This window comes from Pseudomonas sp. ok272 (genome assembly GCF_900109995.1).
Lineage (GTDB): Bacteria > Pseudomonadota > Gammaproteobacteria > Pseudomonadales > Pseudomonadaceae > Aquipseudomonas.
In genome coordinates, this window is the sequence record NZ_FOCB01000006.1 from 217838 (window position 1) to 238436 (window position 20599).

At 63.0% G+C, this 20599-nt stretch carries 17 protein-coding genes; 6 read left to right on the forward strand and 11 right to left on the reverse strand.

Going from position 1 to position 20599, the window contains the following annotated elements:
• Positions 1-46: 46 nt before the first annotated feature.
• From purD to BMW74_RS11810, 11 genes are all read right to left on the reverse strand, one after another.
• Entirely contained in the window at positions 47-1342 is a 1296-nt protein-coding gene (gene purD / locus BMW74_RS11760) for a phosphoribosylamine--glycine ligase (protein ID WP_093419247.1), read from the reverse strand.
• A gap of 140 nt (positions 1343-1482) precedes the next feature.
• The gene (purH, locus tag BMW74_RS11765) at positions 1483-3090 is read right to left on the reverse strand and encodes a bifunctional phosphoribosylaminoimidazolecarboxamide formyltransferase/IMP cyclohydrolase (protein WP_093419249.1); all 1608 of its coding nucleotides are present in this window, start codon (positions 3088-3090) and stop codon (positions 1483-1485) included.
• Positions 3091-3172: 82 nt separating this feature from the next.
• Positions 3173-3493 carry a DNA-binding transcriptional regulator Fis gene (gene fis, locus BMW74_RS11770; protein ID WP_003186237.1) on the reverse strand — a complete coding sequence of 107 codons (321 nt, stop codon included), beginning with the start codon at positions 3491-3493 and terminating at the stop codon, positions 3173-3175.
• Positions 3490-4500, reverse strand: a complete 1011-nt coding sequence (gene dusB, locus BMW74_RS11775; protein WP_093419251.1) for a tRNA dihydrouridine synthase DusB — start codon at positions 4498-4500, stop codon at positions 3490-3492. Before dusB ends, fis begins: the two co-directional genes overlap by 4 nt.
• 185 nt (positions 4501-4685) lie before the next feature.
• Positions 4686-5924, reverse strand: a complete 1239-nt coding sequence (locus tag BMW74_RS11780) for a DUF3426 domain-containing protein (RefSeq protein WP_093419254.1) — start codon at positions 5922-5924, stop codon at positions 4686-4688.
• 30 nt (positions 5925-5954) lie between these two features.
• Positions 5955-6833: a 50S ribosomal protein L11 methyltransferase gene (prmA, locus tag BMW74_RS11785; RefSeq protein ID WP_093419257.1), complete on the reverse strand. Its 879-nt coding sequence runs from the start codon at positions 6831-6833 to the stop codon at positions 5955-5957.
• 276 nt (positions 6834-7109) lie between these two features.
• Entirely contained in the window at positions 7110-8468 is a 1359-nt protein-coding gene (gene accC, locus BMW74_RS11790) for an acetyl-CoA carboxylase biotin carboxylase subunit (RefSeq protein ID WP_093419261.1), read from the reverse strand.
• 17 nt (positions 8469-8485) lie between these two features.
• Positions 8486-8944: an acetyl-CoA carboxylase biotin carboxyl carrier protein gene (gene accB, locus BMW74_RS11795; protein ID WP_093419265.1), complete on the reverse strand. Its 459-nt coding sequence runs from the start codon at positions 8942-8944 to the stop codon at positions 8486-8488.
• Positions 8945-8992: 48 nt separating this feature from the next.
• Positions 8993-9445, reverse strand: coding sequence for a type II 3-dehydroquinate dehydratase (gene aroQ / locus BMW74_RS11800; protein WP_093419268.1), 453 nt, complete (start codon positions 9443-9445; stop codon positions 8993-8995).
• A 277-nt stretch (positions 9446-9722) separates the two neighbouring features.
• Entirely contained in the window at positions 9723-10271 is a 549-nt protein-coding gene (locus tag BMW74_RS25715; RefSeq protein WP_371911751.1) for a methyl-accepting chemotaxis protein, read from the reverse strand.
• A 1465-nt stretch (positions 10272-11736) separates the two neighbouring features.
• Complete coding sequence (locus BMW74_RS11810) at positions 11737-13407, reverse strand: response regulator (protein ID WP_093419291.1); 1671 nt, start codon at positions 13405-13407, stop codon at positions 11737-11739.
• Between the two features lie 288 nt (positions 13408-13695).
• Between BMW74_RS11810 and BMW74_RS11815 the strand changes: the two genes are divergently transcribed.
• The 6 genes from BMW74_RS11815 (at position 13696) to BMW74_RS11840 (ending at position 20599) form a co-directional block, all read left to right on the forward strand.
• The gene (locus tag BMW74_RS11815; RefSeq protein ID WP_093419293.1) at positions 13696-14763 is read left to right on the forward strand and encodes a DUF2333 family protein; all 1068 of its coding nucleotides are present in this window, start codon (positions 13696-13698) and stop codon (positions 14761-14763) included.
• 4 nt (positions 14764-14767) lie between these two features.
• Complete coding sequence (locus BMW74_RS11820; protein WP_093419295.1) at positions 14768-15337, forward strand: NUDIX hydrolase; 570 nt, start codon at positions 14768-14770, stop codon at positions 15335-15337.
• Between the two features lie 178 nt (positions 15338-15515).
• The gene (locus BMW74_RS11825; protein WP_093419297.1) at positions 15516-15887 is read left to right on the forward strand and encodes a translation initiation factor Sui1; all 372 of its coding nucleotides are present in this window, start codon (positions 15516-15518) and stop codon (positions 15885-15887) included.
• A 220-nt stretch (positions 15888-16107) separates the two neighbouring features.
• Positions 16108-18021 carry an arginine decarboxylase gene (gene speA, locus BMW74_RS11830; RefSeq protein WP_093419300.1) on the forward strand — a complete coding sequence of 638 codons (1914 nt, stop codon included), beginning with the start codon at positions 16108-16110 and terminating at the stop codon, positions 18019-18021.
• Between the two features lie 233 nt (positions 18022-18254).
• Positions 18255-19817 (forward strand): type VI secretion system Vgr family protein, encoded by a 1563-nt coding sequence (locus BMW74_RS11835; RefSeq protein ID WP_175479199.1) that lies wholly within the window; start codon positions 18255-18257, stop codon positions 19815-19817.
• Positions 19814-20599, forward strand: a complete 786-nt coding sequence (locus BMW74_RS11840; protein ID WP_093419312.1) for a DUF4123 domain-containing protein — start codon at positions 19814-19816, stop codon at positions 20597-20599. Before BMW74_RS11835 ends, BMW74_RS11840 begins: the two co-directional genes overlap by 4 nt.

Genomic DNA, 20599 nt, shown 5'->3' on the forward strand with positions numbered 1-20599 from the left:
ATAGTACGGCAAGGGCCTGGGGCCCTTGCCTGGCCGAACGGCTAGCTTATTGCTGGTTTTCGCCGCGCTCGCGGGCAATGGCGCGGTAGCCAATGTCCTTGCGGTAGAAGCAGCCTTCCCAGTTGATCTCGGCAGCCAGCTTGTAGGCTTGCTGTTGGGCGGCATCGACGCTGGCGCCCATGGCCGTGGCACAGAGTACCCGGCCGCCGGCGGTCACGACCTGGCCATCCTTGAGTGCGGTGCCGGCGTGGAAGACTTTGCCTTCCAGGCGGGCGGCAGCGTCCAGGCCTGCAATGACGGTGCCCTTGGCGTAGTCACCGGGATAGCCGCCAGCGGCCAGGACGATACCGACGCTTGGGCGCGGGTCCCATTGCGCTTCGACCTTGTCCAGTGCCTGGGCGAGTGCCGCCTCCACCAGCAATACCAGGCTCGACTGCAGGCGCAGCATGATCGGTTGGGTCTCGGGGTCGCCGAAGCGGCAGTTGAACTCGATGACTTTCGGGTTGCCTGCCTTGTCGATCATCAGGCCGGCGTACAGGAAGCCGGTGTAGACGTTGCCTTCCTCGGCCATGCCACGCACGGTCGGCCAGATCACCAGGTCCATGACGCGTTGGTGCACCTCGCGGGTGACCACCGGGGCCGGAGAGTAGGCACCCATGCCGCCGGTGTTCGGGCCGGTGTCGGCATCGCCGACGCGTTTGTGGTCCTGGCTGGTGGCCATCGGCAGGACGTTCTTGCCATCGACCATGACGATGAAGCTGGCTTCTTCGCCGTCCAGGAATTCTTCGATCACCACGCGCGAACCCGCTTCACCAAAGGCGTTACCGGCGAGCATGTCGCGCACGGCGTCTTCGGCTTCAGCCAGGGTCATGGCGACGATCACGCCTTTGCCGGCGGCCAGGCCATCGGCCTTGATCACGATCGGCGCACCTTTTTCACGCAGGTAAGCCAGGGCGGGCTCGATTTCGGTGAAGTTCTGGTAGTCGGCGGTCGGGATCTTGTGGCGGGCCAGGAAGTCCTTGGTGAAGGCCTTGGAGCCTTCCAGTTGGGCTGCGCCCGCGGTCGGGCCGAAGCAGTCCAGGCCACGGCTGCGGAACAGATCGACCACGCCAGCGACCAGCGGCACTTCCGGGCCGACGATGGTCAGGGTGACGTTCTTCTCGGCGAAGTCCGCCAGTTGTTCCAGGGCCAGGACGTCGATGGCGACGTTCTCGCACTTGGCTTCAATGGCGGTGCCGGCGTTGCCGGGGGCGACGAAAACTTTTTGGACGCGAGGGTCCTGGGCGACTTTCCAGGCCAGGGCGTGTTCACGGCCACCGCTGCCAATGATCAAAACATTCATTTCATAAACCTCAAATTCTGTAGGCGCTGCAGGAGCGCTTTTAAATGTGGGAGCGGGCTTGCTCGCGAAAGCGGTGGGCCTGTGAGGAATGTGTCAAATGACACACCGCATTCGCGAGCAAGCCCGCTCCCACATTTGGATCAGTGACGGAAGTGGCGCATGCCGGTGAACACCATCGCGATCCCGGCTTCGTCAGCCGCGGCAATCACTTCGTTGTCACGCATCGAGCCGCCCGGCTGGATCACGGCGGTGATCCCCGCCTTGGCAGCGTTGTCGAGGCCATCACGGAACGGGAAGAAGGCGTCCGAGGCCATGACCGAACCCTGCACTTGCAGGCCGGCATGTTCGGCCTTGATCGCGGCGATACGCGCCGAGTTCACGCGGCTCATCTGGCCAGCGCCGACACCGATGGTCTGGCGGTTCTTGGCATAGACGATGGCGTTGGACTTGACGTACTTGGCCACTTTCCAGGCGAAGATCAGGTCGTTGATCTCGTGCTCGGTCGGGGCGCGTTTGGTCACCACTTTCAGGTCGGCGCTGCCGATCATGCCGATGTCGCGGCTCTGGACCAGCAAGCCGCCGTTGACGCGCTTGTAGTCCCAGGCCGGTGCACGGTCAGCCGACCATTCGCCACAGGTCAGCAGGCGCACGTTGGCCTTGGCGGCAACGATGGCGCGGGCTTCTTCGCTGACGCTCGGGGCGATGATCACTTCGACGAACTGACGCTCGACGATGGCCTTGGCGGTGGCGGCGTCCAGTTCGCGGTTGAAGGCGATGATGCCGCCGAAGGCCGACTCGGTGTCGGTGGCGTAGGCCAGTTCGTAGGCCTGGCGGATACCGCCTTCAGCGTCCGGGCTCACGGCTACGCCGCACGGGTTGGCGTGCTTGACGATCACGCAGGCGGGCTTGATGAAGCTCTTGACGCATTCCAGTGCGGCATCGGTGTCGGCAACGTTGTTGAACGACAGCTCCTTGCCTTGCAGTTGGGTCGCGGTGGCGATGCCCACTTCGGCAGGCTTGGCCTCCACGTAGAACGCCGCGCTCTGGTGCGGGTTCTCGCCGTAGCGCATTTCCTGGGCCTTGATGAACTGGCTGTTGAAGGTGCGCGGGAATTCGCTGCGACCTTCGGTGCTGAGTGTTTCAGCGGCCTGGTTCACGGTGCCCATGTAGTTGGCGATCATGCCGTCGTAGGCGGCGGTGTGTTCGAACGCCTTGAGCATCAGGTCAAAGCGCTGGGCGTAGGTCAGGCCACCGGCCTTGAGACCCTGCAGGACGTCGGCGTAATCGCTGGCGTTGACCACGATGGCCACGTCTTTGTGGTTCTTGGCCGCCGAGCGGACCATGGTCGGGCCGCCGATATCGATGTTTTCGATGGCGGTCGGCAGGTCGCAGCCCGGCTTGTTGATGGTGGCTTCGAATGGGTAGAGGTTGACCGCTACCAGGTCGATCGGCTTGATGCCGTGCTCGGTCATGATGGCGTCGTCGATGCCGCGACGACCCAGGATGCCGCCGTGGATCTTCGGGTGCAGGGTTTTCACCCGGCCGTCCATCATCTCGGCAAAACCGGTGTAGTCCGCGACTTCCACAGCGGCTACGCCGTTGTCCTGCAGCAACTTGAACGTCCCGCCGGTAGAGAGGATCTCGACGCCCAGGGCTTCGAGCTCCCGGGCGAATTCGAGGATTCCGGTCTTGTCGGAAACGCTGATCAAAGCGCGGCGAATCGGCAGGCGGGTAGTCTGGTCGGTCATCTCAATTTCCATCAAAAGCAAAGGAAGTCAGCAAAAAAGGCGACCGGTTTTACGCGGGCGCCTTTCTGGTTTGATTGAATGCTTACAGCAGATCGTACTGCTTGAGTTTCTTGCGCAAGGTGCCTCGGTTCAGTCCCAGAAGCTCGCTGGCCTTGGTCTGGTTGCCCTTGACGTAGTTCATCACGCTTTCGAGCAGGGGAGCCTCGACTTCGGAGAGCACCAGGTTGTACACATCCGTGACGGCGGCGCCTTCAAGGTGGGCGAAATAATTGTGCAGCGCCTTCTCGACACTCCCGCGAAGGGTCTGGCCTTCTTCGCTCGGCGTATTGAGGTGCTGTTTCAAATTCACGTTGTCGCTCACGGGTGTTGTTCCACTCACTAAAGTCTCGGTCATCATCGTCATGCGGCCACCCCTTTTCCGTCCCCTGTCAGGCTCTTGTCACGTTCGGCGAAGAACTCCCGAACGTAGGCGCATTGTATTTGCGGTCCATCCAAACGATTGAAGTGGGCGCGAAACTCCCTGGCGCCCGGCAGGGTTGCGAGATACCAGCCGACATGCTTGCGGGCAATACGTACGCCCATGACATCGCCATAGAAGGCGTGCAGTGCGGCCAGATGCTCAAGCAGAATACGTTCCACCTCGATCAGCTCCGGCGCCGGCAATTTTTCACCGGTCAGCAGGAAGTGCTCGATCTCACGAAAAATCCATGGCCGCCCCTGGGCAGCCCGGCCTATCAGCAGGCCGTCGACGCCGGTGGCATCAAGCACATACCGGGCCTTCTCTGGCGAATCGATATCACCATTGGCAAATACCGGGATCGACACGGCGCGCTTGATCGCGGCAATGGTGTCGTATTCGGCTTCACCGGTGTACAGATCAGCGCGGGTACGGCCATGGACCGCCAACGCTGTAATGCCTGCCTGTTCGGCGATCTTCGCCACCGTCAAGCCGTTCTTGTTCGCCCGGTCCCAGCCGGTGCGGATCTTCAGGGTCACCGGCACATCGACTGCCGCCACGACGGCATGCAGGATCTCGGTGACCAGGTCTTCGTCTTTCAGTAAAGCGGAGCCGGCAGCCTTGTTGCAGACTTTTTTCGCCGGGCAACCCATGTTGATGTCAATAATCTGTGCCCCCAACTCGACGTTGGCCCGGGCTGCATCCGCGAGCATCTGGGCATCGCCACCGGCGATCTGTACCGAGCGTGGCTCGGGATCGCCTTCGTGGATCATGCGCAGACGCGATTTGCGGGTGTTCCACAAGCTCATGTCGCTGGTGACCATTTCCGAGACTACAAGCCCTGCGCCCAGTCGCTTGCACAGCTGACGAAAGGGCTGGTCGGTGACGCCCGCCATTGGGGCGAGGATCAAGCCGTTGCGCAATGTATATGGGCCGATGCGTACCGCCGACATAGGACTTCCCTGTTGTGGGGCCGGATCATGAGAGTTCGAAAAAGGGTTGGCATGATACCCGCTCTCGATGACGGGTTAAAGGCTGAATTGGATAAAATCTGAACAGTTAATCGGTTATTGCCAGTAGTTTGGTTCGGCTCGCCGGGTCGCCGGAATTCGCGGTCAATGGCCCGTGATTGACCGATTCACTCAGGCGAGTGAAAGCTGAGGCTGTAGTTCACGGCCTTGGGGCCGGGGTCGAGGATGTCCAGGGCGATATGGATCGGGGTTTGCGACGGCATTTCCACCAGGTTGGCCAGGTCGCCATTGAGGTACTCGCCAGGTTTGAAGCGGCGGCTGGCAATCAGGTGGCCGTTGAGGTCGGCGAAGCGCAACTCCAGCAGTGGGAATGGCTGTGAGAAGGCGGCCCGGTTGTAGATGATCGCGTCCACCACCAGGGCGCCACTGAAGTCCGGATGGCTGCGCACCACCAGATTGCTGCTCTTGATCAAGGCGATGTTGACCTTGGAGGGCATCGTGCAGCCGATCTGCGGGCACGCCAGTTGGAACCAGGGGCGGTATTGGTCCTGACGGGCCAGTTCGTCGAAGTGATAGGCGATGTATTGCCCGGCCAGCGCGGCGGCGGCCAGCAGTACCATCAGCCCCCAGAACAAGCGGCGGCCCCAGGGTGAGCGGCGCTTCTGCCAGTCGAGTTGCAGGGGGTCGTCGACCAGTTCCTGCAGCACTTCGTCACGGGCGGCGCTGTCTTTGCGTGCACGCTTTTTGTGCGTGGGTTCGACGGGGTCGTCCGCGGCATCATCGAGGTCGTCCGCGGTCGCGCAGAGGCGTTCGTCACGGCCGGCGGGTTGCCGTTCATCGGCGCTTGGCGTGAGGCTCAATGAGGGCACATCGGGCTCGTCATCGAGATCGACCGGCGCCATCGACAGTGACGGTTCGGTGCGCGAAGACCCGGACGGTTCCTCGATCGACGGCTCGCCCTGCGAGCTGGCCTGGGCGCGCTCGGTGGCCGAGTCGCTGAACAAGCTGTCGGACCATGGCTCTTCGCCTTCGCTGCTGTCGCGATGGGCGCTCAGGGCGTCTTCCCGGGGCTTGCGCTCCAGGCCGAATTCCTGGGTGGGCTGGATCTCGCGCTGTTCGAGCTTGGCCAGTTCCTCATCGAGATCGAGGTGGTCCAGGTCGAGCTCGGCGGCGCTCCACTGTTTCTGGCTGATCGCCCGTTGCTCGGGCGGCAGTTGCTCAGGCGGTGGCGTGGTGAGCGCGACAGCGTCCTTGCCCAGGCGTTGCTCAAGCAACTGGCGTGCAGCGTTGAACACTTGCAGGCACGAGCCGCAGCGAACCACCCCGCGCGCCACGCTCAATTGAGCGTGGCTGACACGGAAACTGGTCTGGCAATGCGGGCACTGGGTGACGAAGCTGTCGGTCATGCGGCCATCCGGTCTAGGCAGGCGCTCATTCTAGCGCTTGAGCCCGGAGATGCGTACCCAGCCATCGCGATTGGCGATGGGGTCCAGGTCGAAGTCCTTGGCATAGGCCGCGGCGACGTCTTCGCCCTGCTCGGCGAGGATGCCTGACAGCGCCAGGCGCCCGCCGGGCTTGACCAGGCTCGACAGTTGCGGGGCCAGGGACACCAGGGGCCCGGCGAGGATGTTGGCCACCACCACGTCAGCCGGGACCTGTGGCAGGTCTTCGGGCAGGTACAGCGGGAACAGCGCTTCGGCGATGTGGTTGCGCCCGGCATTGTCGCGGGAGGCTTCCAGCGCCTGTACGTCGATGTCGGTGCCGACCGCCTCTTTGGCGCCCAGCAGCAAGGCGGCAATCGCCAGGATCCCCGAGCCGCAGCCGAAGTCCAGCACGTTGCAGCCCTTGAGGTCCTGGCCGTCGAGCCATTCCAGGCACAGCGCGGTGGTCGGGTGGGTACCGGTGCCGAACGCCAGGCCCGGGTCGAGCAGCAGGTTGACCGCGTCCGGCTCAGGGGCGGCGTGCCAGCTCGGGACGATCCACAGGCGCTGGCCGAAACGCATCGGCTGGAAACCGTCCATCCAGCTGCGTTCCCAGTCCTGGTCTTCGATCACTTCAGTGTGGTGTTCAGGCAGCGGGCTGCCGGTCAGCAGCTCAAGGTGGGCCAGGACCGGTGCGGGTTCGGTGCCACCTTCGAACAGGGCCAGCAGGTGGGTGTGCGCCCACAGCGGGGTGGTGTTGAGTTCCGGTTCGAAGATCGGTTGGTCTTCGGCGTCCATGAAGGTCACCGAGACGGCGCCCACTTCAAGGAAAGCGTCTTCGTAGGTTTCGGCTTGTTCTGGGCTGATGGCGAGACGGACTTGCAGCCAAGGCATGGCGGGCACCTTTGAAAAATAGTGATTGCAGCCTAGCGGGCTGTAAGAAGCGCGCAAGTTTACGCGAGAGTAGGGCGCTTGTGGGAGCTTAGGGTGCAGGCATTGTGGGAGCGAGCCTGCTCGCGAAGGCGCAAGGTCAGTCGCCATTGATGCCGGAGGTGGCGCCGTCATCGCGAGCGGGCTGCTCCCACAAGGAGTTTGCAGTGATTTGCATCGAATCAGCCCTTCAAAAACAACAAAGCCGCCCGAAGGCGGCTTTGTTTAGCTGACGAGCGCTTAGTGCTTCTCGGCAGCCAGCTTGTGCTCGAGGTAGTGAATGTTCACGCCCCCTTTGCAGAAGCCTTCGTCGCGGACCAAGTCGCGGTGCAGCGGGATGTTGGTCTTGATCCCGTCGACGACGATTTCGTCCAGCGCATTGCGCATGCGCGCCATGGCTTCGTCACGGGTTGCCCCGTAGGTGATCAGCTTGCCGATCAACGAATCGTAGTTCGGCGGAACGGCATAGCCACTGTACAGGTGCGAATCGACGCGAACGCCGTTGCCGCCTGGTGCGTGGAAGTGCTTGACCGTGCCAGGGCTTGGCATGAAGGTCTTCGGGTCTTCGGCGTTGATCCGGCATTCCAGCGAGTGCCCGCGAATGACCACGTCATCCTGGGTGAACGACAGCTTATTGCCCGCGGCGATGCTGAGCATCTCCTTGACAATGTCGATGCCGGTGACCATTTCCGATACCGGGTGCTCGACCTGGACACGGGTGTTCATCTCGATGAAGTAGAACGCGCCGTTCTCGTACAGGAACTCGAAAGTGCCCGCGCCACGGTAGCCGATGTCGATGCACGCCTTGACGCAGCGGGCGAAGACTTCCTGGCGAGCCTTCTCGTCGATGCCCGGTGCCGGCGCTTCTTCGAGAACTTTCTGGTGGCGACGTTGCAGCGAGCAATCGCGGTCACCCAGGTGGATGGCGTGGCCCTGGCCGTCGGAAAGGACCTGGACTTCCACGTGACGTGGGTTGGTCAGGAACTTTTCCAGGTAGACCATCGGGTTGCCGAACGCCGCGCCGGCTTCGGAGCGGGTGAGTGCGGCCGAAGAGATCAGGTCTTCTTCTTTATGCACCACGCGCATGCCGCGACCACCGCCGCCGCCAGCGGCCTTGATGATCACCGGGTAACCCACTTCGCGACCAATGCGCAGAGCGGTTTCTTCGTCTTCGGGCAGCGGGCCGTCGGACCCCGGAACGGTGGGTACACCGGCCGCGATCATGGCGTGCTTGGCCGACACCTTGTCGCCCATCAGGCGAATGGTTTCGGCTTTCGGGCCGATGAAGGCGAAGCCGGAGTTCTCGACCTGTTCGGCGAAGTCGGCGTTTTCCGCGAGGAAGCCGTAGCCTGGGTGAATGGCGGTGGCGCCTGTCACTTCAGCCGCCGCGATGATGGCCGGGATGTGCAGGTAGGAGTGGGTGGCCGACGCCGGACCGATGCAGACGGATTCGTCTGCCAGGCCCAGGTGCATCAGTTCCTTGTCAGCCTTGGAGTAAACGGCGACGGTCTTGATGCCCATTTCTTTGCAGGCGCGCAGGATCCGCAGGGCGATCTCACCGCGGTTGGCGATCAGAACTTTTTCCAACTTCGCAGTCATCAAAGGCTCTCCGCGGTTCAAACGATGGTGAACAGCGGTTGGTCGTACTCAACCGGCTGGCCGTCTTCGACGAGGATGGATTCGATCACACCGCTGGTTTCAGCTTCGATGTGGTTCATCATCTTCATGGCTTCGACGATGCACAGGGTGTCGCCTTTCTTCACGGTCTGGCCAACTTCAACGAAGGATGGCGAGGTTGGCGAAGATTTGCGATAGAAGGTGCCAACCATTGGCGAGCGAGCCACGGTGCCATTGAGCACTGGGGCGGCTGGCGCGGCAGGTGCAGCAGCGGCAGCCGGTGCGGCTGGAGCGGCGGCTGGAGCCTGTTGCATCGGGGCCGGCGCGTAGTACTGCTGGGCCGGGGTCTTGCTGTGGCGGCTGATGCGTACGGACTCTTCGCCTTCCTTGATCTCGAGCTCGTCGATGCCGGACTCTTCCAGCAGTTCGATCAGTTTCTTAACTTTACGGATATCCATGAATCATCAACTCCCAAGGGTCGGTCAGGGGCGTTTAACGCTTGTTGTTCAAGCTGTTGCCTGTAATTCGAGCTGCTCTAGCGCGGCCTCCAGGGCCAGTCGGTAACCGCTGGCGCCAAGGCCGCAGATCACTCCCACCGCTACGTCGGAGAAGTAAGAGTGATGGCGGAAAGCTTCGCGTTTGTGCACGTTGGACAAATGCACTTCGATGAATGGGATGCTCACCGCCAGCAGCGCGTCACGTAATGCGACACTTGTATGCGTAAAAGCTGCTGGATTGATCAGGATAAAGTCCACGCCTTCATCGCGGGCGGCGTGGATCCGGTCGATCAATTCATACTCGGCGTTGCTTTGCAGGTAGAGCAAATGGTGGCCGGCAGTGCGCGCCCGCTGTTCCAGGTCCTGATTGATCTGGGCCAGGGTCACGGCCCCGTAGACGCCCGGTTCGCGGGTGCCAAGCAGGTTCAGGTTGGGTCCGTGCAGAACCAGTAGGGTCGCCATCGGCTGTTCCTTGTTATCTATGCGCAGTTATCAGAACCCGGCGACTATGCCGCAAAGCCTTTGTGACTGTCCAGTTCTCTGCAATAGCCAGCACGATGACCGAGGATTGCGCTAGATATGTGACCGCTTGGCCGGGCTTGGTCAGTGTTGGGGCGAACTCGGCATGAACCTTGGTGGGAGCGGGCTTGCTCGCGAAGGCGGTGTGCCATCCGCCTCAAATGCTGAATGTGCCGCCTTCTTCGCGAGCAAGCCCGCTCCCACAGGTACTGGGATCAGCTCAGACGCGGAACGCCTGCACCGCCGTACGCAACTGTCCACCCAGTAGCAGCAGGTTTTCCCCCTGGCTGCGGCCTTCGCCGATGCGCACCAGGTTATCGCCGCCCAATTGATGGATCCGTTCGCTGTGATCGCGAATCTCGCTGACCGCGCCACTTTGCTGGGCGGTGACCGCGGCGATGCGCACGGCGGTGTCGGCGATGGTCTGGATTGCGCCGACGATCTTGTCCAGCGCGCCGTCCGCCGCCTGGGCCTGGTTGGCCGTGGCCTCGGCGTGCTCGACCTGGGCGCGCATACCCGCCACCGATTGCCGGGCGGCCAGTTGCAGGCCGGCGATCAGGGTCTGGATCTCGGCGGTGGCGCCTGCTGTGCGCTGCGCCAGCGAGCGTACCTCTTCGGCAACGACCGCAAACCCGCGGCCCATTTCCCCGGCACGGGCCGCCTCAATGGCGGCGTTGAGGGCCAGCAGGTTGGTCTGGTCGGCGATGGCGCGGATCACGGTCAGGACGCCACCGATGGTCGCCGACTCTTGTGCCAGGTGCTCGATCATCTGGGTGTTGCCCTGGACCTCGCCGACCAGTGCGTGCAGGCCGGTCAGGCTCAAGCCGATGACGTGTTGCCCGTGTTCCACCGCGAGCCCGGCATGGCGACTGGCGTCGGCGGCCTGGCTGGCGTCACCGGCCACTTGCTGGATGGTCGCCTCCAACTCGCCCAGGGAGTCACGGATCAGCGCGGTGTCGCCGGCCTGGTGTTCGGCGCCGCGGTGCAGGTCGTTGCTCAGGTCCGCCAGGATGCGGCTGCTGCCCGCCACGTGCTCGGCGTTCTGGCGGATGGTGCCCACCAGGTCGACCAAGTAGGCGCGCAGGCGATTGAGGGAATCCTGGATGTCATGCAGTTCGCGGTTGGTCGCGCCCAGTTGGATGTCCCGGCCGAAGTCACCGTCGGCCCAGGTCGACAGGGCCGGCGCGAGGTTGCTCAGCACGCGGGCCAGGCGCCGTTGCAAGGTGTCGATCAGCAGGGCGATCAGCAGGATCAGGCCGATCATCAGCCCTTGCATCAACCGCACCTCACGCTGGATTTTCCCGTGCTGCGCCCGCACCGTCGGCTCCAGGCCGGCAATCGCCTGTTGCACGGTGGCCATCTTCAGGTGAGTGGCGGCGCTGAGTTCGGCGCGTTTGTGGATCTGTTCGCGGGTGCGAGCCAATTCCGCCGGGTAGCGATTGAGCAGGCTGTTCAGTTCGCGCTTGAGGCCGGTGCCGGCATCCTCCTGGACGGTGTTGCCGGTGTTTTCCAGCCCCATCAGCGCGGCGAAGTCGTCGGTGTTGGCGTCCTGGGTCGTGGTGACGCCCAGCAGCGGCAGGCCATCGAGTCGCTCGGCCTGGGCGCGGATGTTGGCCACTTCCCGTTCCACATCGGCGGCCAGTTCGCTGCGCCCGCTGCTGACCAGCTTGTCCCGGGCCAGTGACAGCTTGCCCACCTGCAGCGCCGCCGCCAGCAGGGGCGGGAAGTACGCGGTGGCCGCGGGGGTGTTGGCGCCCGAGGCGTATTGACTGAGTTGGTCGAGGTTGGCGCCCAGCTCGCGCTCGGCCGACAGCAGCAGGGCTTGCGGGTCGCCCGCCAGTTTGCCGGCGGCCAGCAGTTCGCTCTTGCTGAACGCTTCGAGGCTGGCGAGGCTGGGGCGCAGGTTGGCTGCCAGTTCGGGCGGCAGTGTGTCGAGGTCCGTCTGCAGGCGTGCGAGCGCCTGGCTCGCGTTGCTCAGGCGCAGGGCGTCGCCGCTGGCCAGATAGTCCTCGACGTTGCGCGCCACCTCGCTCTGGAACTGTTGCGCCAGGCCCAGGTAGCGCTCCATCAAGCGGTAAGGGCGCTCCAGGGCGTTTTGCGACCACCACAGGGTGGCGCCGAGTGCGACGCACACCGCCACTAACAGCAGGGAATTGAGATTGGTCAGCAACTTCAGGCGCATCGCAGTTCAGCCCACGGCAGAATGGTAAGCGCCTGAAGTTATTGCGTTGGTGTTACAGCATTGTGACGGATTCAGTGGATTCCGCTAAAAAGCTGGCACTTTGCCTTGGTTGTCGCACGGCCATCACCCGATTGCGTCCTGCATCTTTGGCGCGGTACAGCGCTTCGTCTGCGTGGCTGGCCATCATCAGGCTGTCGCAATTCTCGTGCAGGTCCACCACGCCGGCGCTGAAGGTGCACCACAGGTCCTGGGGCTGGGCCGGGTAGTGGATTTCGGCAAAGCGCTGGCGGATCTCATCGAGCACTTTGTGGGCTGATTCGATATCGGTATCGGGCATGACGATAGCGAACTCTTCGCCGCCGTAACGGCCGATGAAGTCGGTCTTGCGCAGGCGTTGCTTGAGAAACAGCGCCAGGCTCTTGATCACCCGGTCGCCCATGGGGTGGCCATGGCTGTCGTTGACCCGCTTGAAGTGGTCGATGTCGAGCATGGCAAAGCTCAGCGGCTTGTTCTCGCGACGGGCGCGGAAGCTACAGTCTTCCAGCAGTTGCAGGATGTGGGTGTGGTTGTACAGGCCGGTCAGGCTGTCGCGGACCATCCGGGCCTTGAGGTTGCGGGCCCGTGCGGCGCGGTTGCGCACCGTGGTGATCAGGTGGCGCGGCTTGATCGGCTTGGTGAGGAAGTCGTCGCCGCCTTCGCTCATGGCGTCCAGTTGCTTGTCCTGGTCGTCTTCGGCCGACAGGTAGATGATCGGCACGCTGACGTAGCGGTCGTTGTGGCGGATCACCTTGGCCAGTTCGGTGCCGGTGCAGGCCGGCATGTACATGTCGAGGATGATCAGGTCGGGCTGGAAGTCCGCCAGTTCGGCCATCGCCTGGATGGGCTCGGTCAGGGTGCGGGTGACGATCCCGGCGCTGTTGAGCAGGCGCTCGGTGTGCAGGGCCTGGGCGCGGGAGTCGTCAATGATCAGCACCCGATACGGCTCGTACTGGGCGACGCAGGTCAGCACCTCGATCTTTTCCAGCAGGCTCGACGCTTCGAGGGTGCCGGTGAGGAACTCCTGGCCACCGGCGCGCACGGCGGCCAGGCGGGTCGGGGTGTCGGTTTCCAGCAGGCTGAAGAACAACAGCGGCAGTTTCTGCTCCAGCCCCGCCTGGGCTTCGGCGGCCAGTTGCAGGCCCATGCCGGGACCGGCGAAGTCGACATCCATCACGATCGCCGCCGGGAGCCGTTCGACCATCGAGGCGCGAAACGCCGCCATGCTGTCCAGCGATTGCGCGCTCAGGCCGAAAAACTCCAACTGCTTGGCCAGGCGTTCGGCGCGGTCGTGGTCCTGCAGCAGCACGTAAATCGGCTTGCGCAGGGGCGGCAGGAGGGTTTGTTCGAGTTGGTCGCCCTGGCGCAGGCCGGTGCGGGACAGGCGCTGCATCAGGCGATTGAGGTCGGTAATCAGGTTGCTGCTCAGGCGCCCGCGATTGGCATCCACGGCGTGCAGGGATTGACTGATGCTGTGGGCCAGTTGGGTGTGTTCCGGCTGTTCGAAACGTTCGGCGAAACGCAGCAGGCGCAGGTTCGCTTCACTGAGTTCCGACAGGTCCGCGGTGGACCACTCACTGCGCTGCAGGCGTTGCCATATCTCAAGAATTTGACGTGCTTGATGAATTACCCGCTGGGCAAAATGTTGCTTGAGGCGCTCACGGCTGGGGTCTTCTTGCTCGGTCATATCCTGACTACTAGTTAGGGGGCATGCTGAGGTCATCGAGTGGTGGCTCTATGCTAGCACCTCTTTCCAGTTACATGAGTGTCGTACGTCAATAATCTACAACGGGGATAGATTCAGTTTGTGACCGTCTGGTCGCATAGGCTCCCGGCCTTGCTTCATCTATAGTGGCTGCTTGTTCGCAATCCGTACGCGGTGGTGCCTGGGCAGGATTAATCCGCTCACGATCAGGCACGATGGAGTAGGGTTGTGGTCGAACCGATGAACTCAAGTGATTGAAAGGATATCGCCATGCTGGACTGGAAGAATCGCGCAGGCAGTGCGCCCGAACGTGCCGCCGAACCCAAGTCGGCCACCCGCAGTTACTTCGGTGGCCTGCTGTTCAGTCGTGCACTGGCCACGCTGGTCGGCCTCTACCTGTTGGTGACTATCGGCCTGGGTTGGTACTGGAGCGAGGAGCCGGCACTGTTCCCGGTGCAGCAGAACGCCCAGATCGCCGCCGAGAAGCAAGGCCGACAGATGGTCGTCGGCTACACCACGGTGGAAACCCTCAAGACCGTGGCCGGCACCCTGCTCGACAAGCCAGGCGGCTACATCTCCAATGACCGTTTCCCGCCGGGCCTGTGGATGGACAACATGCCGAGTTGGGAATATGGCGTGCTGGTGCAGGTGCGTGACCTGACCCGTGCGTTGCGCAAGGACTTCGCCCGCTCGCAGTCGCAGTCGGCCGAAGACGCCGACCTGGCCAAGGCCGAGCCGCGCTTCAACTTCGATAACAAGAGCTGGATCCTGCCGTCCAGTGAGTCGGAGTACCAGGAAGGCATCAACTCGCTGAGCCGTTACCAGGCTCGCCTGTCGGACCCGACGCAAAAGAACGCGCTGTTCTACGCCCGTGCCGACAACCTGAACAATTGGCTGGGTGACGTTGGCACCCGCCTGGGTTCGCTGTCGCAACGGCTGTCGGCCAGTGTCGGGCGGGTCAAGCTCAACACCGCGCTGAAGACCGAAGTCACAAGCCCGGGCCAGGTCCCGCAGGTCGATGAAGAAGTGGTGGAAACCCCGTGGATGCAGATCGACAACGTGTTCTACGAAGCCCGCGGCCAAGCCTGGGCACTGTCCCATCTGCTGCGCGCCATCGAAGTCGACTTCGCCGATGTGCTGGCCAAGAAAAACGCCACGGTCAGCGTGCGCCAGATCATTCGTGAGCTGGAAGCCTCGCAAGAGCCGGTCTGGAGCCCGATGATCCTCAATGGCAGCGGCTTTGGCGTCCTGGCCAACCACTCGCTGGTCATGGCCAACTACATCTCGCGGGCCAACGCGGCGGTCATCGATTTGCGCCAACTGCTCAACCAAGGCTGAGTTCATGGTCGACACTGCCCGGGAGGCCGCTCACCGCGCGGCCTCCGATGCCGAACTGATTGCCTGGGTCGACGAGCACGACAACCTGCTTGGCGCCCTGGTCCGCTCGGACCTGCGCGAGCGGGGGCTGATCGGGCGCGGCACCTACATCATGTTGTTCAACTCCGCCGGCGACTTGTGCGTGCACCAGCGTACGTTCAGCAAGGCGCTGTATCCGGGCTTCTGGGATGTGGCGGCCGGCGGCATGGTGGCGGCCGATGAAACCTACGCCGAGTCGGCCGCCCGCGAACTGGCCGAAGAACTGGGCGTGAGCGGGGTCGCGATGACCGCCCATGACCACTTCTACTTCGAGGACGCCGGCAGTCGCCTGTGGTGTGCGGCGTTCTCGGCGGTGTGGGATGGCCCCTTGTCCCTGCAGCCGGAAGAAGTCCTGCAGGCGCGGTTCATCCCCATCGAACAGGTGCTGCTGGAAATCCAGCAAAAGCCTTACTGCCCGGACTCCCTGGCCGCCTTGCAGCGTTATCTGGCGGCGCGTAGGACGGGGGCGGCCAAGAACGTCGCAAAAGATGCATAAATTGCCGCCAATTGGCTCTTAGCAAGTAGGCTTTTTGCCGTTACACTGCGCGACCTTTTCAAGCTGGACCGGCTTTGCCTGGTCCAGTAGCGCTGCCCCTGCCTGAGTGGGGCTTCGCGGTCGATAGCACGTGCCAACGTTGCTGCGACCAGTCTTTGTCCTCCCAAGAGGATTGCCGGTGGCCAAAAAAGCCGCATCCTTCGCCGCCCTTGGTGGCCTGGTATTTTCCACCGACGCAGGTCGACATTGCCCGAACTGTAGCCAGCCGGTGGCAACCTGTATCTGCAACCAAACCGTTATCCCTGCCGGCGATGGCATCGCGCGCGTGCGCCGCGAAAGCAAGGGCCGTGGCGGCAAGACGGTGACCACCATCAGCGGGGTGCCGCTGGCCGAAGACGCGCTCAAAGACCTGGCGACAACCTTGAAGAAGCGTTGTGGCACCGGTGGTGCGTTGAAGGACGGGGTCATCGAGATCCAGGGTGATCATGTCGAGTTGCTCTTGGCCGAACTGATCAAACACGGTTTCAAGGCAAAGAAGTCCGGCGGCTAGCAGCCTCTGTGAAGACCACCCGCGGCTTGATCCAGTCCTGATTCATCGTTGGCCTGGCGTCGTCTCCATGGTTTTCACAGAGCCTGTTCTGACCGGCTTCTAAACTCTGTCTGATAAGTGCGGTCTACCGCGCTTACAGGCTAATCGTCACTTTCATTCCTTAGACTGCGCCAGCCCTCACTCGGGATGGCACGCTATGACTTCTTTATAGGGGACTTCAATGTCCGTACGACGCACACGCAAAGACGATGGCAGCCAATGGACAGTTGCGGACAGCCGCAGTGTTTATGGGATTCGCCATTGGGGGGCCGGGTATTTCGCGATCAATGACGCCGGTCGCGTCGAAGTTCGTCCGAACGGTCCGAGCAGTTCGCCTATCGACCTGTTCGAGCAAGTCGACCAGTTGCGCCAGAGCGGCCTGTCCCTGCCCCTGCTGGTCCGCTTCCCGGACATCCTGCAAGACCGCGTCCGCCAGTTGACCGGTGCCTTCGATGCCAATATCGAACGCCTGGAATACCAGAGCCAGTACACGGCGTTGTACCCGATCAAGGTCAACCAGCAGGAGGCGGTGATCGAGAACATCATCGCCACCCAGGATGTTTCCATCGGCCTGGAAGCCGGTTCCAAGCCCGAGTTGCTGGCCGTACTGGCCCTGGCGCCGAAGGGCGGCACCATCGTCTGCAACGGCTACAAGGACCGTGAGTTCATTCGCCTGGCGCTGATGGGCCAGAAGCTGGGCCATAACGTGTTCATCGTGATCGAGAAAGAGTCCGAAGTGGCCCTGGTGATCGAAGAAGCCGCCTCGCTCAAGGTCAAGCCCCAGGTAGGCCTGCGGGTGCGCCTGTCGTCCCTGGCGTCGAGCAAGTGGGCCGACACCGGTGGCGAGAAGTCCAAGTTCGGTCTGTCGGCCGCACAATTGCTGTCGGTGGTCGAGCGCTTCCGTGTGGCCGGCCTGGATCAGGGCATTCGCCTGCTGCACTTCCACATGGGCTCGCAGATCGCCAACCTGGCCGACTACCAGCACGGTTTCAAGGAAGCGATCCGCTATTACGGCGAGTTGCGCAACCTCGGCCTGCCGGTGGACCACATCGACGTCGGCGGTGGCCTGGGCGTGGACTACGACGGTACGCACTCGCGTAACGCCAGTTCGATCAACTACGACATGGACGACTACGCCGGTGTCGTGGTGGGCATGCTCAAGGAGTTCTGCGACGCGCAGAACCTGCCCCATCCGCACATTTTCTCGGAGAGCGGCCGTTCCCTGACCGCGCACCACGCCATGTTGGTGGTGCAGGTGACCGACGTCGAGAAGCACAACGACGACGTGCCGCAGATCGACAACCAGCAGGAGCTGCCGGAAACCGTCCAGTGGCTGGTCGACCTGCTGGGTCCGACCGACATCGAGATGGTCACCGAAACCTACTGGCGCGCCACGCACTACATGAGCGATGTGGCGGCCCAGTACGCCGACGGCAAGTTGACCCTGGCCGAGAAAGCCCTGGCCGAACAGTGCTACTTCGCGGTGTGCCGTCGCCTGCACAACTCGTTGAAGGCCCGCCAGCGCTCCCACCGTCAGGTGTTGGATGAACTCAACGACAAGCTGGCCGACAAGTACATCTGCAACTTCTCGGTGTTCCAGAGCCTGCCGGACACCTGGGCCATCGGCCAGGTGCTGCCGATCCTGCCGCTGCACCGCCTCGACGAAGAGCCGATGCGCCGCGCCGTGCTGCAGGATTTGACCTGCGACTCGGACGGCAAGATCAAGCAGTACGTGGATGAGCAGAGCATCGAAACCAGCTTGCCGGTACATGCCCTGAACGACGGTGAAGACTATCTGCTGGGCATCTTCCTGGTGGGGGCCTACCAGGAAATCCTCGGTGACATGCACAACCTGTTCGGTGACACCGACTCGGTGAACATCTACCAGAATGCCGACGGCAGCGTGTACCACGCGGGTATCGAGACCCACGACACCATCGAAGACATGTTGCGGTATGTGCACTTGTCGCCGGAAGAGCTGATGACACACTACCGTGACAAATGTGCCAGTGCCCGCATCACTGCCGCCGAGCGTACTCAGTTCCTCGACGCCCTGCGTTTGGGTCTGACGCGCTCGTCGTACCTGTCGTCTTGAAGTAGCGCGCGACCGCCACCGGGTTGTCTGAAGTGACTCTGCAAGGTGCAGACGCTTCCGGCGACTCGGTGCGGCACCTCTTGTTTCCTTCGGATGTTTCCTACGATTGCGCGCTATCAGCGATGGTGTGTCTTTATTTTGCGTAGGTCATTTCCGAAGTTGTATTTCTGCTCTCTACTCGGCCATGTCTCTCAGCGAGAATCCCCAGCCGCCCCTCCTGTAGAGCAATGCCGATGTTCGATCCCTGCCACGCGCCGTCATTTCGTCTGGAGATAGCGGGCCTGCCCGAACCCGTCGCGGTTGTCGCCTTCATCGGCCTTGAGTCCCTCAGTCAACCGTTTGCCTATCAGGTTGATCTGTTCCTGGATGCGCAGCAGTGGGACATCGCCAGCCTCCTGTATCAAGGGGCCTATCTGAGCTTTGGCACACCGGATGAAGGGATTCATGGGCAGATTCATGAGCTAAGCGCCGTGCCGGATGACGCTCAGCCAGGGTTGTGGCGCGTGTCGCTTGGGCCCAGGCTCAAATGCCTGGCGCAACGCTTCAGCCAACGCCTTTTCACCGGGCAGACGGTCCCGCAGATCCTTGAACAGGTCTTGCGCCAGCACGGCATTGTTGGCCCACGCTGTCGCTTCGAATTGGCCAATGACTATCCAGTGCTGGCGCTTTGCACCCAGTACCGCGAGACGGACCTTGAGTTTGTCCAGCGCCTGTGTGATCGCGCACGGATTCACTACCGTTTCGACCACCATCGGCGTGGTCATTGCCTGGTCTTCGCCGACACCCCACCCGCTGCCAGCACGGCCGGTGGCCTGGATTTCGAGGGGGCAGGCACGACGGCGGCTGTCCGGCGTTTCCAGGTGTGCGCCGAGCTTGAAGGGGATGAGCAACACGTGCGGATCGAAGGTGAAAGCTGTCTGGCGACGCTGCGCAGTGGTCAGTGCCTGTCGGTCTCCGGGTATCCATACCCGAACGGCAATGGTGCATGGTGGCTGACCCGGGTCGAGCATCGCGGCCAGTCCTTGCAGGTGCCGCCTTACTGCAACCGGTTGTGGGCGATCCCGCTAGATCAACCGTTCGTCTCGACGCCCCCGTGTGCCCCGCCGCGTATGAACGGCGTGCAGCGGGGCTGGGTGGTGAGCGTCGATGACCGGCACCGCGACGCGGCGCAGCGCGTGGCGGTGCAGTTTGATTGGCTGTATCAGGGCCAGGGGGCTCAGCCCAGCCATTGCTGGCTGCCGGTGTCAGCTGGGTTGTGCGCGCAAGTGCTCGATGGCCTGGTGCCGGGTGCGCCGGTGTGTGTGAGTTTCATTGACGGCGACCCGGACCGGCCGTTGATCAGTGGGGTACTGGCTGACGCACCAGGCGCGGTGGCGCTCGACCAGGTTGCCTCGGTCGCGGCCGAGGCGTCCTCGCTGCACCTGCGACTCAGTGCGGCGCTGTTCGCCGGCGCAGACCGGGCAATCGAGGTGCAGGGCGACCCGGTGCAGAGGTTCGACGCCGACACGGACAGGCACTTCAAGGTCGGCACCAGTGAGGCGCGCTTCGAGGGGGGCGAGCTGTTGCTGTCCAGTGCGCAGATCCAGCTCAAGGCAGTGGCGCCGGTGACGCCACCGGTGGTGGCGGCCCCCACGTTGTCACCGGCTCGCCAGCGTGAACTGTTGACGTTGATCCAGGGCGGCGAACCCCTGGTGTTGCTGTGCCTGATCCCCGGAGGTGGCAGTTTCAGGCATTGTCCGCCAGCCGGCTGTGTGTGCCGCCTGGCGACCGGGCTTGGCCAAAGTGGTGTGGCATGAGTGCAGTGCGTAGCGCGCAATGGGTGTTGCTGGATATACCGGGTGCGCCACAGGTGGCCACACAGTTGCAGCAGGCGTTTGCCGAGGCCCGGTGCCTGGCTCTGTTCGAAGGCACCGACCTGCACGCATTGCGTGATCAGGGCCCGCAGTTGATCGACCTGGCGGCACACCCGGTGCTGGCGCAGTGTCTTCATGAGCAGCCGCAGGACTGGCCTGGCCTGCTGCTGGAAACCTCGGTCGCCCCTGGGCCCTTGCTGGCGCACTTGCGACGGATGCTCACGGTCACATTCGGGGTGCATTACAAGGCGGTGCTCAGCTACTACAACCCGTTCATCGCCAGCTACTTCTTTGATGCCTGCGATGCCCGGGAGCTGAGCCGCTGGTTGGGACCGGTCGAGAAACTCTACTGGTACGGTGGCACCTGGGCTGACCGTGCGTTGGGCAGCCAGGGCTGGCAGCAACTGGTCAACCCGCGATTACCGGTCAGCCCGCTGGCCGTCGACGACAACCTCAGCCTGCGTCAGCAGGGCAAGTTGCAGACGTGCATGCTGGAGCGGCGCGCCTGGGACTGGAGCCGCTCCACGGGGCACGACTACGCCCGGATATGGAGCTGCGTGCAGGAAGGGTTGGCGCACGGGTTCAACGAAAGCAGGGTGCTGGATGGCTGGCTGCGCTTGCGCTTGCGTTATCCATCAGGCCGTCTTGATGAGTCCCTGCCGGGGGACACCCAGCAAGAGCAGCTCGACAGCTTGCGCGGCCGTTGGCAGCGCGATAACCCGTAG

Excerpts from the sequence above, each read along its gene's own strand:
- BMW74_RS11840 (WP_093419312.1), top strand. The coding sequence starts at position 19,814 with ATGAGTGCAGTGCGTAGCGCGCAATGGGTGTTGCTGGATATACCGGGT.
- aroQ (WP_093419268.1), bottom strand. The coding sequence starts at position 9,445 with ATGGCGACCCTACTGGTTCTGCACGGACCCAACCTGAACCTGCTTGGC.
- prmA (WP_093419257.1), bottom strand. The coding sequence starts at position 6,833 with ATGCCTTGGCTGCAAGTCCGTCTCGCCATCAGCCCAGAACAAGCCGAA.
- purD (WP_093419247.1), bottom strand. The coding sequence starts at position 1,342 with ATGAATGTTTTGATCATTGGCAGCGGTGGCCGTGAACACGCCCTGGCC.
- BMW74_RS11815 (WP_093419293.1), top strand. The coding sequence starts at position 13,696 with ATGCTGGACTGGAAGAATCGCGCAGGCAGTGCGCCCGAACGTGCCGCC.
- BMW74_RS11835 (WP_175479199.1), top strand. The coding sequence starts at position 18,255 with ATGTTCGATCCCTGCCACGCGCCGTCATTTCGTCTGGAGATAGCGGGC.
- BMW74_RS11780 (WP_093419254.1), bottom strand. The coding sequence starts at position 5,924 with ATGACCGACAGCTTCGTCACCCAGTGCCCGCATTGCCAGACCAGTTTC.
- BMW74_RS25715 (WP_371911751.1), bottom strand. The coding sequence starts at position 10,271 with ATGATCGAGCACCTGGCACAAGAGTCGGCGACCATCGGTGGCGTCCTG.
- BMW74_RS11820 (WP_093419295.1), top strand. The coding sequence starts at position 14,768 with ATGGTCGACACTGCCCGGGAGGCCGCTCACCGCGCGGCCTCCGATGCC.
- accB (WP_093419265.1), bottom strand. The coding sequence starts at position 8,944 with ATGGATATCCGTAAAGTTAAGAAACTGATCGAACTGCTGGAAGAGTCC.
- accC (WP_093419261.1), bottom strand. The coding sequence starts at position 8,468 with ATGACTGCGAAGTTGGAAAAAGTTCTGATCGCCAACCGCGGTGAGATC.
- fis (WP_003186237.1), bottom strand. The coding sequence starts at position 3,493 with ATGACGATGATGACCGAGACTTTAGTGAGTGGAACAACACCCGTGAGC.
- purH (WP_093419249.1), bottom strand. The coding sequence starts at position 3,090 with ATGACCGACCAGACTACCCGCCTGCCGATTCGCCGCGCTTTGATCAGC.
- dusB (WP_093419251.1), bottom strand. The coding sequence starts at position 4,500 with ATGTCGGCGGTACGCATCGGCCCATATACATTGCGCAACGGCTTGATC.
- speA (WP_093419300.1), top strand. The coding sequence starts at position 16,108 with ATGTCCGTACGACGCACACGCAAAGACGATGGCAGCCAATGGACAGTT.
- BMW74_RS11810 (WP_093419291.1), bottom strand. The coding sequence starts at position 13,407 with ATGACCGAGCAAGAAGACCCCAGCCGTGAGCGCCTCAAGCAACATTTT.